Raw genomic sequence first — 15,514 nt, forward strand, 5'->3', positions numbered from 1 at the left:
GGGGTCTGCGCGATCCGGGGAGTCTGCGGGGTCTCTCAGGCCGCGATGCCGGACCCCGGGTGCCCCGTGCCGCTGCCGCTGTCGTACGGGGCCTGCGCGGCCCCGTCCCGGCGGCCCCGGGCGGCCACCAGCGGGGCGGCCGCGGTGCGCGCCAGGGAACGGCAGAGCGGCACCAGGACGGCCGTGGCCGGCGGGGCCAGCAGCAGGACCACGGCGGTGCCCAGGGCGTAGCCGCCGAGCACATCGGTGGGGTAGTGCACGCCCATGTAGACGCGGCAGAAGCCCTGGAGGAGCGCGAACAGCACGGCCAGCACGCCGAGCCGCCGCTCGGCCAGCAGCAGTGCCACCGCGATGGCCATGGTGAGGGTGGCATGGTCGCTGGCGAAGGAGAAGTCGTCCTTGCCGCTGGCCAGGACGTCCAGCCCGGTGTGTTCCACAAAGGGGCGCGGTCTCGCCACCAGGGCCCGGATCGGGATGTTGAGGATCGCCGCGACGGCGGCGGCCAGCGGCGCCCAGGCCACTGCGGCCACGGCGACGGGCGCGTCCGGCTGGCGGCGGGCGCGCAGCCAGGCCGTGAGGCAGAGCAGTCCGAGGCCGAGCAGGATGCCGTACTCGCCGATCCAGGAGACGGCGCCGTCCACCCAGCTCGGGGCGTCCTTGGCCAGGCCGTTGACGTCATAGAGCAGGCTGAGGTCGGGGTTGGAGCCGTCAGCCGGCAGCGTGAGCACGCCGCACCTCCTGTTCCGCCTGCCGACCGCTGTTCGGCCGGGCCGTGGCGCATGGTCGTCCCGCGTCGTCGCGGCGAGGGCCGTCGCGGCGGGTCCGGGAGACACAACGCCGCAAGGAAGGCACAGCGTTCCACGTCAGAGCGGTGTTATGGAAACTTGACTGGTCGCTCACGGCTCCCTTACACGGGAGTGCCTGAAGCGCGGTCAGCTCGCCCCGGAGGGGTCGGCCGCGATGCCCGCGCCATTGGCGATGGTGCCGTCGCTGCCGCGTGCGGGGAGGGCCGCTGCGCCGTCGGAGGTGACCCGGGTGGCGCCGATGTAGTCCGGGGCGTCGATTCTGTCGTAGCGGATCACGGCCCCGGTGTGCGGGGCGTTGATCATATAGCCGCCGCCGACATAGATCCCGACGTGGTGGATGGTGCGCGGATCGTTGAGGTCGTGGGCGAAGAACACCAGGTCACCGGGGCGCAGCTGGTCACGCGAGGGGTGCTCGCCGGCGTACCACTGGTCGTTGGCGACCCGGGGCAGCGTGATGCCGACGGTGGCGTACGCGGCCCGGGTGAGCCCGGAGCAGTCGAAGCGGCCGCCCTGCGAGGGCAGTCCCTCGCCGCCCCAGAAGTAGGGGGTGCCCAGCTTGGTCTGGGCGAAGTAGATGGCGCCGGATGCCTGGGCCGAGTAGGCGACCGGGCTGGTGGCGGCGGTGAAGCTGATGGACAGCGAGCGGATCCGCTTCACATAGCCCTGGGTCTCGGCGTACGGCGGCACCCCGCCGTACTGGATGACCCGGTAGGGCCCGGCGTTGTAGGCGGCGAGCATATTGGCGACCTTGTCGCCGGGGACGTTGCGGGTGTCGCGGGCCAGGGAGCAGTCGTAGGAGGCGGCGGAGGGGATGGCGTCGGCCGGGTCCCAGATGTCCTTGCGGCCGTCGCCGTTGCCGTCCACGCCGTGGCTCTCCCAGGTCGGCTGGATGAACTGGGCGATGCCGTAGGCGTGGGCGGGGGAGACCGCAGTGGGGTTGAAGCCGCTCTCCTGGTAGAGCTGGGCGGCCAGCAGCGGCGGGCTGAGCTCGGGGCAGAGGGTGCCCCACTTCTGGATCAGCCCCTGGTAGGCGGCGGGCACGGTCCCGGGGGCCAGCGCCGGGACGCCGCCGGCGACCGCAGGCCCGGCTGCGACGTAGGTACCGACCGCGATCAGTCCCAGGAAGGAGAGCCCGACCGCCCCGGCCGCCCCGGCCACGGCCAAGGACCTGCGGAGTACCATCACATGCCCCCTGCACATGCCGGGCCGACGGACTGACGCCACCACACAGTGTGGGGCAGGGCGTTGCTCTGAGCAATCGTCAGAGGTACAAGGAGTGAGCGGTATCCTCTGTCAGGGGGGCACTGCCCACCCGGCCCATCCTGGCCGATGTGGCCCCCACCGCACGACGGATCCTTGAGAAGTAGCCAAGTCGACATCAAATCTGGCCAAGAATAGTCCCCGACCCTTCGCCCGAGCCCGGTGCGGGGCCTTGAATGCCTGATCAGGCGGTGAGAAACACATGACGTCCGACACTCTGAACTACCTGAGCGCGGAGCCCGACAAGGGCAAGAGCATCGACACCATCATCGGCGGCATCGCGCCCGACTGGGGACCGTTCGCCAGTCTCGGCTCGGAGGCGCGAGTCATGGTCGAGGTGGTGATGGCGGCCTGCCTCCTGGGCTGCCTGGCCATCGCGATCTGGGGGGCTGCCAAGCAGCGCATCGGGGCCACGGCCATGCGCGACACCTTCAGCGCCGAACAGGGGAAAGGGCTGATCATCGCCGGGCTCACCGGCGTGTTCATCATCGGTTCGCTGGGCACCCTGTTCACCATTGTGTATGGGATGGCCATCTGACGATCCTATTAGTCATCCCGCAGCGGAGTCCCGGTCACCGGACCCGGGGCAGCGGACGGTCCGCCCTCCCACGGCGCACGCCTTCCGCCCGCTGTGCACCAGCCGCCGGTCTTATGCCCCTTGCAGCAGCCGTCCCCCGTCCGTCACCGTTGCCACCGTCTCCCCCGGGCCCGCCCGCCGGGGTTGCTCCTTCCTTCGTCCCAGGAGGGCCGCCGTGTCGTTGTCCGACGACCAGCCGCACACCCGTACGCGGCTCCCGGTCGGCGACCTGCCGCCTCCGCAGCCGGGCCGGCAGCCCCGGCCGCTGCGCACCCTGCTGACCGTGATGGGGATCCTGGTGCTGCTCGTGGTGGCGATCTCCTTCGCCAACCGCGACAAGCCCGACCCCCACCGTGGCAGCGGCACCGCCGCCGCCGACGGCAGCGGCGGCGGCGGCAAGGCCGCGCCCACCGCCGCCACCGGGCAGCGCCCGGTCGACACCACCAGCAACGGCATCCCCGCCGGCTTCCCGCACACCGACCAGGGCGCCCAGTCCGCGGCGGCCAACTACGCCGTCGCCCTCGGCTCGGCCGGGATGTTCGACGCCGACACCCGGCACTCGGTGATCGACACCCTCGCCGACCCGGCCGCCGCCGACGCCCTGCGCAACCGCCTCGACAGCGCCTTCGCCCAGGGCGCCGCCGCCAAGTACGGCCTCGGGGAGCACGGCACCGCCCCGGCCGGCCTCACCTTCATCAGCCGCACCATCCCGGTCGGCACCAAGGTGGAGCAGTACGGCGACGCCGCCGCCCGGGTCGCGGTCTGGAGCAGCGGCCTGATCGGCCTGGCCGGCCAGGGCTCCACCCAGCCGGTCGCCGAGAACTGGTTCACCCTCACCCTCAGCCTGCGCTGGGTCGGCAACGACTGGAAGGTCGTCGACTTCCACCAGCAGCCCGGCCCCGCCCCGGTCAACGGCGACCAGCAGGCGGCCAACGCCGACGAGATCAAGTCCGCGGCCGAGCAGTACGGAGGGTTCCGCTATGCCCGCTAGCCCCCTACTCCGCCGTGCAGGCTCCCTGGGCACCGCACTGGCCGCGATGCAGTTCACCGCGCTGATGGCCGCCCATAGCGTCCTGGCCGCGCCCAGCCCCACACCGACGCCCACATCGGTGCCCACGCCCGCACCGACCTGCGTGACGCTGCCAGGACCGGGGAGCAGCCACTGCGGCAGCGGCAGCGGGGTGCCCGGCAGCGGCACGCTCGACACGGTCACCGACCCCCTCGGCTCCCTCGCCAAGGGCTGCGCCGAAGCCGCCGCCTGGGTGATCCGCCGCCTCTCCACCGCGATCGACAGCACCACCGAGGTCGACTTCACCAACGGGGCCTTCCTCCGCCAGTACGCCGTGGTCTTCGCCGCCTCCACCATCCTCACCATGGTCCTGTGGCTGCTGGCCGTGGCCAAGCGGGCGGTCCGTGGCGCCCCGCTCCAGCAGGCGTTCTCCGAGGCCGTCGGCTACCTCTGGCTGACCGTGCTCGCCTCCGCCTTCACCCCGCTGATCCTGTACACCGTGGTCACCGCCACCGACGGCATCACCAAGGCCATCGCCCTGGGCACCAAGTCCGACACCGGCACCTATCTCGGCGGCTTCGCCGACACCCTGGAGAAGGGCGACCTCGGCGGCGGCCCGCTGATCCTGATCATCGTCTCGCTGGTCGCGGTCCTGGCCGCCGCCGTCCTCTGGCTGGAGCTGCTGATCCGCGCGGCCATGCTCTACGTGGGCGCGCTGCTCGGCACCGCCGTCTACGCGGGCCTGGTGGACAAGCAGCTCTGGAAGCATGTCCGCCGCTGGGCCGGGCTGATGATCGCCGTCGACCTGGCCAAGCCGGTGATCGTGATCGTCCTGGGCCTGGCCGGGGCCATCGCCTCCGACGCCGGCGCCACCGACTCCTTCGCCAGGGTCCTCTCCGGCCTGGCCATCCTCTTCCTCTCCATCTTCGCCAGCACCGCCATCTACCGCTTTGTGCCCGGCTTCGGCGACGACATGATCGCCATGCGCCGCGCCCGCGCCGGAGCGGTCTCGGCCGGCCAGGCCGTGGTCAACGGACCCGCCAACTTCGTCAAGCAGGGCATCTCCACCCACGGTTCGCGCGGCGGCGGCGACTCCGGCCCGGGCCGGGCCTCCGGCGGCTCCTCGTCCGGGTCCGGCGGCTCGGTCGGTCCCGGCATCGCCGCCCACTCCACCCGCAGCACCGGTTCCGCCGCCGCACCCCCGGCCCAGTCGGCCTCACCCGCCTCCTCCGCCCACCACAACAGCCCGACTTCGAAGGGGGTGTGACGGCCGGTGACCAGCCAGCCCGTCGGCCAGTACGGCGGACAGTACGGCGGACAGTACGGCGGAAGCCCCTACACCCACCAGCGCCGGACCTATCTGATCGGCAAGGCCCGGCCCAACGCCGTCATCGGCCGCAACCGCGAGACCGGCGAGGTGCTGCTGATCATCGCCGGGGCGTTCGTCGGCATGATGGTGGGCCTGCTGGTGCCGCTCCTCCCGCTGCGCCTGCTCGGTCTGGTCGGCTTCCCCGCCCTCGCCTTCGCCGCCGTCTACGTCCCCTACCGCAAGCGCACCTTCTACAAGTGGGCCGAGATCAACCGCACCTACCGGCGCACCGTGCGCTCCGGCAAGGGCAGCTGGCACTCGGGCGTGATGGAGGCCGGCACCCGCCTCGACGGCCGCGAGGTGGAGATCGGCCCGCCGCCCGGCGTCGGCCGGCTGCGCTGGCTCTCCGCGCCGTTCGGGCCCGACGAGGTCGCCGTACTGCTCCACCTCGACCGGCACACCGTCACCGCCGCCATCGAGATCGAGGGCCCCGGCGTGGGCCTGCGCGACTCCGAGGACCAGGAGGCCCTGGTCGACCGGTTCGGCACGCTGCTCAAGCATGTCGCCAACGGCGACGGCTTCGTCACCCGCCTGCAGATGCTGGCCCGTACGCTGCCCGCCGACCCGGACGCCCACGCCAAGGACGTCGAGCGGCGCGGCGACCCCGCCGCACCGCCCTGGCTCCAGCACTCCTACGACCAGCTGCAGTCGATGGTCTCCACCTCCTCCGAGCAGCACCGCGCCTATCTGGTCGCCTGCATGCACTACACCCGCGAGCTGGCCGCCGAGGCCAACGCCATGGGCCGCACCGCGCACCGCCGCGCCCGTGGCGACGAGGGCATCGCCGCGGTGATGGCGCGCGAGCTCACCGACATCTGCGCCCGGCTCGCCGAGGCCGACATCCGGGTCCGCCAGCCGCTCGGCCAGGCGCGGCTCTCCTCGCTGCTGCACTCGATGTACGACCCGGACCACCCCATCGACCACATCCAGGCCATGTCCCGCCGCAACGCCTGGCCGGCCGAGCTGGACGCCACCCACCCGCAGTACCTGACCGCCAAGACCCGCGAGTCGGCCACCCGCGAACCCTGGTGCCACGCCACCGCCTGGGTGAAGGAGTGGCCGCTCACCCCCGTCGGCGTCAACTTCCTGGCGCCGCTGCTGGTCCACACCCCGGACGTGATCCGCACCGTCGCCGTCACCATGGACCTGGAACCCACCGACGTCGCCATCGAGCGGATGCTCACCGAGAAGACCAACGACGACGCCGAGGCCAGCCGCGCCGCCAAGATGAACCGCACCATCGACCCCCGCGACCTGGCCCACTCCGGCCGCGTCGACCAGCGCGGCGACGATCTGGCGTCCGGCGCCGCCGGCGTCAACCTGGTCGGCTACATCACCGTCTCCTCCCGCTCCCCCGAGGCGCTGGCCCGCGACAAGCGCACCATCCGCGCCTCCGCCGGCAAGAGCTATCTCAAGCTGGAGTGGTGCGACCGCGAGCACCACCGCGCCTTCGTCAACACCCTGCCCTTCGCCACCGGCATCCGCCGATGAGCACCCCGCCCCCCAGCCGCCGCACCGAGGAGTCGCCATGCCGTCCCCGCTGAGCGCGCTGACCGAGGCATTCACCAGTTTCGTCTTCGGCAAGGTGGAGACCACCCGGCTGCCGGTACGCACCTCCACCGGCCAGGCGCAGGCCGTCTACCTGCCCACCGCCGCCCCCGGCCTGGGCGACTCCGGCGTGATCATCGGCCGCGAGGTCTACAGCGGCAAGGGCTATGTCTACGACCCGTTCCAGCTGTACGGGCAGCAGCTCCCGGCACCGCACTGGCTGGTCCTTGGCGAGTCCGGCAACGGCAAGTCGTCGCTGGAGAAGACCTATGTCCTGCGCCAGCTGCGCTTCCGCGACCGCCAGGTGGTGGTCCTGGACGCGCAGGGCGAGGACGGCGTCGGCGAGTGGAACCTGATCGCGGAGGCGCTGGGGATAACGCCCATCCGGCTCGACCCGATGGCCGCGCTGGACGGCGGCATCCGACTCAACCCGCTGGACCCGGCGATCACCACCACCGGCCAGCTGGCCCTGCTGCGCACCATCGTCGAGGTGGCGATGGGCCGTGGCCTTGAGGAGCGGGCCGGGTTCGCCCTCAAGGCCGCCCACGCCCATGTCCACACCGCCATCACCGACCGCCAGCCGGTGCTCACCGACATCGTGGACACCCTGCGCAACCCCAACCTGGTGTCGGTGGAGCCGCTCGGGGTGTCGCTGGACGACGTCCGCGCCTGGGGGCTGGATGTCGCCCTGGTCCTGGACCGCCTGGTCGACGGCGACCTGCGGGGCATGTTCGACGGCCCCACCACGGCCGGCATCGACCTGGATGCGCCGCTGATCGTCTTCGACCTCTCCCATATCGACCGCAACTCCATCGCCATGCCCATCCTGATGGCCATCGTCGGCGTCTGGCTGGAGCACACCTGGATCAGGCCGGACCGCCGCAAGCGGATCTTCCTGGTCGAGGAGGCCTGGCACATCATCAGCAGCCCCTTCGTGGCGCAGCTCTTCCAGCGGCTGCTGAAGTTCGGCCGCCGCCTGGGCCTCTCCTTCGTGGCCGTCGTCCACCACCTCTCCGACGTGGTCGACGGCGCCGCCGCCAAGGAGGCGTCCGCCATCCTCAAGATGGCCTCCACCCGCACCATCTACATGCAGAAGGCGGAGGAGGCCCGCGCCACCGGCCGGGTCCTCGGGCTCCCCCGCTGGGCCGTGGAGATCATCCCCACCCTGTCCCCCGGCATCGCGGTCTGGGACGTCAACGGCAACGTCCAGGTCGTCAAGCACATCATCACCGAGACCGAGCGGCCGCTCGTCTACACCGACCGCGCGATGACCGAGGACGCGGTCGCCGAGCGGGTACGAGCGGAGCAGCAGCTCGCCGACGACCCCGCCGCCTAGCACCCCTCGGAACGCCATGACCCGTCCCGTGCGCCCCTCACCCGCCCCCGCCCCCACCCCCGTGCCCCGCTCCGGGATACCGGACGGGGCGGTGATCGCCCTGCTGGCCGTGCTGCTCGGCTCGGTGGCCCTCATGTGGACGGCCACCGGGCTGGCCGCGCTGGTCACCTGCGGGTCCTGGCCCCACGATCTGCCGTTCACCCGGTCCGCGCAGGCGATCCGGCGTCTGGTGACCGCACCGCACGACGTGGCCGCCGCCTGGGCGCCGGGCGCGGGTACGGATGCACCGCCGGCGCCGCTGCCCTCCGCGACCGCCTTCTGGTGGACCTTCTTCCTGCTCCTGGTGGCCCTGACCGCGCTGCTACTGCTGGCGCTCGGCGCCTGGGCACACCTCCGCCGGGCGCCCCACCGGCTCCCGGCGGGTGTGCGGACCAGCCCCGAGCCCGCTCCGCCGCCCCATCCACAGCCTGTGGACAGAACCTCCGCAGCCACCCCGCCCCACCGACCCCCGTCTCCGCAGACCTCCCCCTCGGATGCCTCCCCACGGAGACCTCTCCCCCGAAGACCGCCCCCTCGCTGCCCCCGCCCCCACATCCGCTGTCCTTCGCCGCCCTGCTCCCCCGGGCCGCCGCCATCCGCCCGCACCCCGACACCGGCCTCGCCGGGCCCGGCGCCCGCACCGCCCCCGACCCGCTCGCCTACGGTGTCGCCCTGGGCCGCGACACCGCCACCGGCACCCCCCTCTACGCTCCACTCGACCGCGGCCACTGCGTCTTCGCCCCGCCCTCCGCCACCCGCGCCAAGGGCCCGCTGCTGATCCACCCCGCGATCACCCACGCCCCCGGACCGGTACTGGCCACCTGCGCCGGCCCCGCCACCTGGGAGGCCACCACCGAACAGCGCGAGAAGACCGGCCCCGTCCGCGTCTTCGACCCCCTGCGCCTCACCACCGCAGAGGTGCCGCAACGGCTCCGCTGGGCCCCGCACGACGGCTGCCAGGACCCCGCCACGGCCACCGCCCGCGCCGCCGCGCTGCTGCACCCGGTGATCCCCCCGCACAGCACCGGCCCCGCCGCCGCCGTCCACACCGCAGCCCGCACCCTGCTGCGCTGCTGGCTGCACGCCGCCGCCCTCGACGACCGGCCGTTCCGCCAGGTGCACCGCTGGTCGGGCAGCCACGGCACCCATGACGCGCTGCGCATCCTGCGCACCCACCGTGGAGCGGCCGAGGGCTGGAGCGGCGAACTGGAGGCCGCGCTCACCGCCGCCCCGCACGCCACCGGGCGCGAACTGCGGGACGCGGCCCTGGAGTTGCTCACCCGGACCTTCTCCGCCCTGGAGGAGCTGCATGTGCTGCAAGCCTGCACACCGTCCGCGAGCGACCGGCTGGACGTGGAGTCGCTCCTCTCGGAGCGGGGAACCCTCTATCTGGTGGCGGAGCCGGTCGAGGCCCCGCACCACCAGCCCGGCGCAATGCCGCTTCTGACCGCACTCGCCCAGGACGTGGTCGAGCGCGGCCGCCGCATGGCCGTACGGTCATCCGCCGGCCGGCTCGACCCACCACTGCTCGCCGTCCTGGACGATGTGGCGTCGGTCGCCCCACTGCCCGCCCTGCCCGACCTGATGGTGCGAGGCGGCGCCCAGGGGGTGCCGACCGTCGCGGTGCTGCGCTCTCCCGAGCAGGCCCGAGCCCGCTGGGACGATCGCTCTGTCCACAGGCTGTGGACAGAGGCCGCCACCCGCACAGTGCTCGGCCCGTCCGACGCGGCATCGGTACGGGCACTGCTGGCCGCCACGGCAGGCGGCGGCCGGGCGCACCCCGACGGCGGCAGCCCGGGACCGGCGGCCGACGGCGAGGGCATCGTCCTGCACCCGGCCTCGGGAGCGACGACCACGGTCCGTCTCCCGGGCGCACCATGACAGCCGCACTCAGGCACCACATCGATCCGCTCCAGCACCCTCAGCCACAGGGTGTACACAGACTCGGCACCACTTCCGATCCAAACGTGACTCCCGGGTAATTTCCTCTTCCGTGGCAGCCGGAAGTCCAGCAACATGGTCATCCCCACCCCACGAGTTCGATGGGCGCCCCGGGCCGCAGCAGCACGAGCCGGTCTCGACCTGCCGCCGACACCCCAGTGAACCGGGGTGCATGACCATGCGTCATCACAGGAAGTGCACGGGGCGCCGCAGGACGAGGAGTCGAGAGCGTGCCTCAGCTCCACCCGTACGACCGGTTCGACCGGCTCCCCTCGACGGAGGCGGCACCACCCGTCGACAGCCCGTGCTCCACCCTGTCCGACCCCGAGCTCACCCGCCTCATCCGCAGCAGCGAAGCACCCATCGCCCAGGAAGCCGCCGACGAACTGCGCCGCCGTCACCTTCCGCCGGTGCTCGCCTATGCGCGCATCTGCGCCCGGGACTCGCACGCCGCCGAGCAACTGGCCACCGATGCCTTCAACCGGGCCGCACAGGCCGTCCAGGCCGCCGGAGGGCCCAAGCACGCCTGGCGGCACCAGCTGCTGATGCTCGTGCAACGCACAGCCGCCGGCTGGGCCACCACCACCCGGCGAGCCCGACTCGCCCCCGACTTCGCCGCCTGGCTCGACAGCACCGCCTCTGACGCCCCCGAGGCCCGCCCGGACCTGCCCGCGCTCGAACTGCGCTCCCCGATGCTCCGTGGCTTCCGCGCCCTGCCCGAGCGTACCCAGGCGGTCCTCTGGCACTCCGTGGTCGAGGAGGACGACGACACGGAGACCGGCCGCCTGCTCGGCCTGGAACCGCAGAGCGTCCCCTACCTCCGCGAGAAGGCCCGCGAGGCCTACCGCGACGCCTACCTCCAGGCCCACGCGGAGTATGGCGCCGCAGAGGAATGCCGGGGGTTCAGCGGGCTGGTGGAGGCCGCCGCCCGGCGCTCCGGCGTGCACCAGAACGAGGACCTGGACCGCCACCTCGCCGCCTGCCCACGCTGCTCCCGGCTGCTCATCGACCTGGTGGGCATAAGCGAACGCCCCGACGCCGTACTCGCCGAAGGACTGCTGATGTGGGGCGGCGCCGCCTATGTCGCAGCCCGCCTCGGCAAGACCGTCACCGGCCGGACCAGCGCCGTCCGCAATCCACGGGCCCTACGCGCCCGCCGCGTCCCCGCAGCCCCCACCGGGCGCCTGGTCTCCGACCGTTCCGCAGCCCGGCGCCTGGTCCGGCTGCCCCGTCAGTTCCCGGCCCTCAGTGCTGCGGCGGCCGTCGTCGTCATCGCAGCCACGGCCGCCACCACCATCGTCACCCTGGTCCCCTCCAACAGCAGCAGTACGGCCGTCGGCGGCGGCGATCCGCTCGGCATCCCGCCGCTGGTCGTCTCCCGTACCACCGCCTTCGCCACGGTCACGGTCGCGGCGCCCACCTCAGCCGCTCCACCATCCGCATCCGCATCGGCCTCGCCGTCACCCAGCACCTCCCTGTCCAGCCGCCCGGCCTCCCCACCCCGCACCTCCGCCGGCACCGCAGCCGCCCTACCGCCCCCGCCGACCCTCGGCATCACCTACAGCGAGCTGGTCGACGGACGATCCGGGCTCTGCCTGGACGTCCAGGACCAGTTCCTCGAACAGGGCGCCGATGTGATCGTCCACACCTGCACAGGGGCAACCTCGCAGAAGTGGTACCTGGACGCGGGCCATCTCCTCCGCAATTACGCCAACCCGGATTTCTGCCTCGACTCCCGGGGTGGCACCCGACGCGGCGTCGGCGTCTGGACCTGCGCATCCGCCGCCGGCCGCAACGGCGACAACCTCCGCTTCGAGATCACCGCCGACGGCGCCATCCGACCCTCCATCGACGGCCGCCACGAACTCACCCCCACCGGAGACGACTCCGGCAGCAGGGTCGCCCTCGCATGGGCCCAGGACCGCACCGACCAGCAGTGGCGCAAGGGCGCCACGGCCGTACTCCAGGAGTGAGGACGCCCAGTGTCCGGGCATGCGAAAGGGCCCCGTAGCCTTCCGGCTACGGGGCCCTCCCGTCAAAGATTGTTCGGCGGCGTCCTACTCTCCCACAGGGTCCCCCCTGCAGTACCATCGGCGCTGTAAGGCTTAGCTTCCGGGTTCGGAATGTAACCGGGCGTTTCCCTCACGCTATGACCACCGAAACACTATGAAGTTGACCCACCGGCAACCGGCACAGGTCATTGCTTCAGAACTACACAGTGGACGCGGAGCAACTATGGACAAGCCCTCGGCCTATTAGTACCGGTCAGCTCCACCCCTCACGAGGCTTCCACACCCGGCCTATCAACCCAGTCGTCTACTGGGAGCCTTACCCACTCAAGGTGGTGGGAGCCCTCATCTCGAAGCAGGCTTCCCGCTTAGATGCTTTCAGCGGTTATCCCTCCCGAACGTAGCCAACCAGCCATGCCCTTGGCAGAACAACTGGCACACCAGAGGTCCGTCCGTCCCGGTCCTCTCGTACTAGGGACAGCCCTTCTCAAGACTCCTACGCGCACAGCGGATAGGGACCGAACTGTCTCACGACGTTCTAAACCCAGCTCGCGTACCGCTTTAATGGGCGAACAGCCCAACCCTTGGGACCTACTCCAGCCCCAGGATGCGACGAGCCGACATCGAGGTGCCAAACCATCCCGTCGATATGGACTCTTGGGGAAGATCAGCCTGTTATCCCCGGGGTACCTTTTATCCGTTGAGCGACGGCGCTTCCACAAGCCACCGCCGGATCACTAGTCCCTGCTTTCGCACCTGCTCGACCCGTCGGTCTCACAGTCAAGCTCCCTTGTGCACTTACACTCAACACCTGATTGCCAACCAGGCTGAGGGAACCTTTGGGCGCCTCCGTTACCCTTTAGGAGGCAACCGCCCCAGTTAAACTACCCACCAGACACTGTCCCTGATCCGGATCACGGACCCAGGTTAGACATCCAGCACGACCAGAGTGGTATTTCAACGATGACTCCACCATGACTGGCGTCACAGCTTCACAGTCTCCCACCTATCCTACACAAGCCGAACCGAACACCAATATCAAGCTATAGTAAAGGTCCCGGGGTCTTTCCGTCCTGCTGCGCGAAACGAGCATCTTTACTCGTAATGCAATTTCACCGGGCCCGTGGTTGAGACAGTCGAGAAGTCGTTACGCCATTCGTGCAGGTCGGAACTTACCCGACAAGGAATTTCGCTACCTTAGGATGGTTATAGTTACCACCGCCGTTTACTGGCGCTTAAGTTCTCAGCTTCGCCACGACGAATCATGACTAACCGGTCCCCTTAACGTTCCAGCACCGGGCAGGCGTCAGTCCGTATACATCGCCTTACGGCTTCGCACGGACCTGTGTTTTTAGTAAACAGTCGCTTCTCGCTGGTCTCTGCGGCCACCACCAGCTCAGAGTGCAAGACCCATCACCAGCAATGGCCCCCCTTCTCCCGAAGTTACGGGGGCATTTTGCCGAGTTCCTTAACCACGGTTCACCCGAACGCCTCGGTATTCTCTACCTGACCACCTGAGTCGGTTTGGGGTACGGGCCGCCACAGAACTCGCTAGAGGCTTTTCTCGACAGCATAGGATCATCCACTTCACCACAATCGGCTCGGCATCAGGTCTCAGACTATATGCAGGGCGGATTTGCCTACCCCACGTCCTACACCCTTACCCCGGGACAACCACCGCCCGGGCTGGACTACCTTCCTGCGTCACCCCATCGCTCACCTACTACCCTGTTGGACCGGCGGCTCCACCACTCCCCCTCGACCCGAAGGTCTCAAGGGCGGCTTCACGGCCTTAGCATTCAGAGGTTCAGCGTTGACGCTCTACAGCGGGTACGGGAATATCAACCCGTTGTCCATCGACTACGCCTGTCGGCCTCGCCTTAGGTCCCGACTTACCCTGGGCAGATCAGCTTGACCCAGGAACCCTTGGTCAATCGGCGCAAGAGTTTCCCACTCTTGTATCGCTACTCATGCCTGCATTCTCACTCGTATACCGTCCACGACTGGCTCCCGCCGCCGCTTCACCCGGCACACGACGCTCCCCTACCCACCCACACACCCGTTAAGGCTATTGTGTGAGTGACACGGCTTCGGCGGTGTACTTGAGCCCCGCTACATTGTCGGCGCGGAATCACTTGACCAGTGAGCTATTACGCACTCTTTCAAGGGTGGCTGCTTCTAAGCCAACCTCCTGGTTGTCTCTGCGACTCCACATCCTTTCCCACTTAGCACACGCTTAGGGGCCTTAGCCGGTGTTCTGGGCTGTTTCCCTCTCGACCACGGAGCTTATCCCCCGCAGTCTCACTGCCGTGCTCTCACTTACCGGCATTCGGAGTTTGGCTAAGGTCAGTAACCCGGTGAGGCCCATCGCCTATCCAGTGCTCTACCTCCGGCAAGAAACACACGACGCTGCACCTAAATGCATTTCGGGGAGAACCAGCTATCACGGAGTTTGATTGGCCTTTCACCCCTAACCACAGGTCATCCCCCAGGTTTTCAACCCTGGTGGGTTCGGGCCTCCACACGGTCTTACCCGCGCTTCACCCTGCCCATGGCTAGATCACTCCGCTTCGGGTCTTGGGCATGCGACTAAGAACGCCCTATTCGGACTCGCTTTCGCTACGGCTACCCCACACGGGTTAACCTCGCCACACACCGCAAACTCGCAGGCTCATTCTTCAAAAGGCACGCAGTCACGGCCGCAGTCCGAAAACCACGACGACGCTCCCACGGCTTGTAGGCACACGGTTTCAGGTACTATTTCACTCCGCTCCCGCGGTACTTTTCACCATTCCCTCACGGTACTATCCGCTATCGGTCACCAGGGAATATTTAGGCTTAGCGGGTGGTCCCGCCAGATTCACACGGGATTTCTCGGGCCCCGTGCTACTTGGGAAACGCACAAGCAAGCCGCACAGATTTCGTCTACGGGGGTCTTACCCTCTACGCCGGGCCTTTCGCATGCCCTTCGACTACCTATACGGTTTCTGACTCGCCCAGCCGCCGGCAGACGACTGAAGTACGCTCCCACAACCCCGCACGCGCAACCCCTGCCGGGTATCACACACATACGGTTTAGCCTCATCCGGTTTCGCTCGCCACTACTCCCGGAATCACGGTTGTTTTCTCTTCCTGCGGGTACTGAGATGTTTCACTTCCCCGCGTTCCCTCCACACTGCCTATGTGTTCAGCAGCGGGTGACAGCCCATGACGACTGCCGGGTTTCCCCATTCGGACACCCCCGGATCAAAGCTCGGTTGACAGCTCCCCGGGGCCTATCGCGGCCTCCCACGTCCTTCATCGGTTCCTGGTGCCAAGGCATCCACCGTGCGCCCTTAAAAACTTGGCCACAGATGCTCGCGTCCACTGTGCAGTTCTCAAACAACGACCAGCCACCCACCCAGAACAAGCATGGGACCGGCACAACCAGAGGAAACAACCAACCGTTCCCTCAGGACCCAACAGCGCGCCCGACAACCCCCACACCCCCGACCCGCCTTCCACACGCCAAAGGCGCAGTACTAACGAACCCGGGGACCCGGGACCTGCCGAATAGTCAACGTTCCACCCATGAGCAACCGCTCCGAGACACTCGCTCGAAGCCGGCCAATGCTCCTTAG

At 69.4% G+C, this 15,514-nt stretch carries 9 protein-coding genes and 2 rRNA genes; 7 read left to right on the forward strand and 4 right to left on the reverse strand.

Annotated features, from left to right (window positions below; genetic code table 11):
• Positions 1-35 precede the first annotated feature (35 nt).
• Together C7M71_RS13600 and C7M71_RS13605 are read right to left on the reverse strand one after the other, a co-directional pair.
• Positions 36-728: a phosphatase PAP2 family protein gene (locus C7M71_RS13600; RefSeq protein WP_111491247.1), complete on the reverse strand. Its 693-nt coding sequence runs from the start codon at positions 726-728 to the stop codon at positions 36-38.
• Positions 729-932: 204 nt separating this feature from the next.
• Complete coding sequence (locus C7M71_RS13605; RefSeq protein ID WP_111491246.1) at positions 933-1,988, reverse strand: C40 family peptidase; 1,056 nt, start codon at positions 1,986-1,988, stop codon at positions 933-935.
• Positions 1,989-2,268: 280 nt separating this feature from the next.
• Here C7M71_RS13605 and C7M71_RS13610 point away from each other — a divergent pair, with 280 nt between their 5' ends.
• From C7M71_RS13610 to C7M71_RS13640, 7 genes are all read left to right on the forward strand, one after another.
• Positions 2,269-2,604: a hypothetical protein gene (locus C7M71_RS13610; RefSeq protein WP_111491245.1), complete on the forward strand. Its 336-nt coding sequence runs from the start codon at positions 2,269-2,271 to the stop codon at positions 2,602-2,604.
• Positions 2,605-2,818: 214 nt separating this feature from the next.
• On the forward strand, positions 2,819-3,634 hold the full coding sequence (locus C7M71_RS13615) for a hypothetical protein (RefSeq protein ID WP_111491244.1): 816 nt from the start codon (positions 2,819-2,821) through the stop codon (positions 3,632-3,634).
• Positions 3,624-4,919 (forward strand): hypothetical protein, encoded by a 1,296-nt coding sequence (locus tag C7M71_RS13620; protein WP_229758705.1) that lies wholly within the window; start codon positions 3,624-3,626, stop codon positions 4,917-4,919. The genes C7M71_RS13615 and C7M71_RS13620 overlap by 11 nt, the downstream gene beginning before the upstream one ends.
• A 93-nt stretch (positions 4,920-5,012) precedes the next feature.
• Positions 5,013-6,512, forward strand: coding sequence for an SCO6880 family protein (locus tag C7M71_RS13625; RefSeq protein WP_111491260.1), 1,500 nt, complete (start codon positions 5,013-5,015; stop codon positions 6,510-6,512).
• Between the two features lie 37 nt (positions 6,513-6,549).
• Complete coding sequence (locus C7M71_RS13630; protein WP_111491243.1) at positions 6,550-7,905, forward strand: ATP-binding protein; 1,356 nt, start codon at positions 6,550-6,552, stop codon at positions 7,903-7,905.
• A 321-nt stretch (positions 7,906-8,226) separates the two neighbouring features.
• Positions 8,227-9,825: a type IV secretory system conjugative DNA transfer family protein gene (locus C7M71_RS32600; protein WP_265737654.1), complete on the forward strand. Its 1,599-nt coding sequence runs from the start codon at positions 8,227-8,229 to the stop codon at positions 9,823-9,825.
• A 290-nt stretch (positions 9,826-10,115) separates the two neighbouring features.
• Positions 10,116-11,858 (forward strand): ricin-type beta-trefoil lectin domain protein, encoded by a 1,743-nt coding sequence (locus C7M71_RS13640; protein ID WP_111495068.1) that lies wholly within the window; start codon positions 10,116-10,118, stop codon positions 11,856-11,858.
• A 71-nt stretch (positions 11,859-11,929) separates the two neighbouring features.
• Here the strand turns inward: C7M71_RS13640 and rrf are convergent.
• Together rrf and C7M71_RS13650 are read right to left on the reverse strand one after the other, a co-directional pair.
• Positions 11,930-12,046, reverse strand: a 5S ribosomal RNA gene (rrf, locus tag C7M71_RS13645).
• Positions 12,047-12,120: 74 nt separating this feature from the next.
• Positions 12,121-15,243: ribosomal RNA gene (locus C7M71_RS13650) — 23S ribosomal RNA — on the reverse strand.
• Positions 15,244-15,514: the final 271 nt, after the last annotated feature.

It is taken from the genome of Peterkaempfera bronchialis, assembly GCF_003258605.2.
Lineage (GTDB): Bacteria > Actinomycetota > Actinomycetes > Streptomycetales > Streptomycetaceae > Peterkaempfera > Peterkaempfera bronchialis.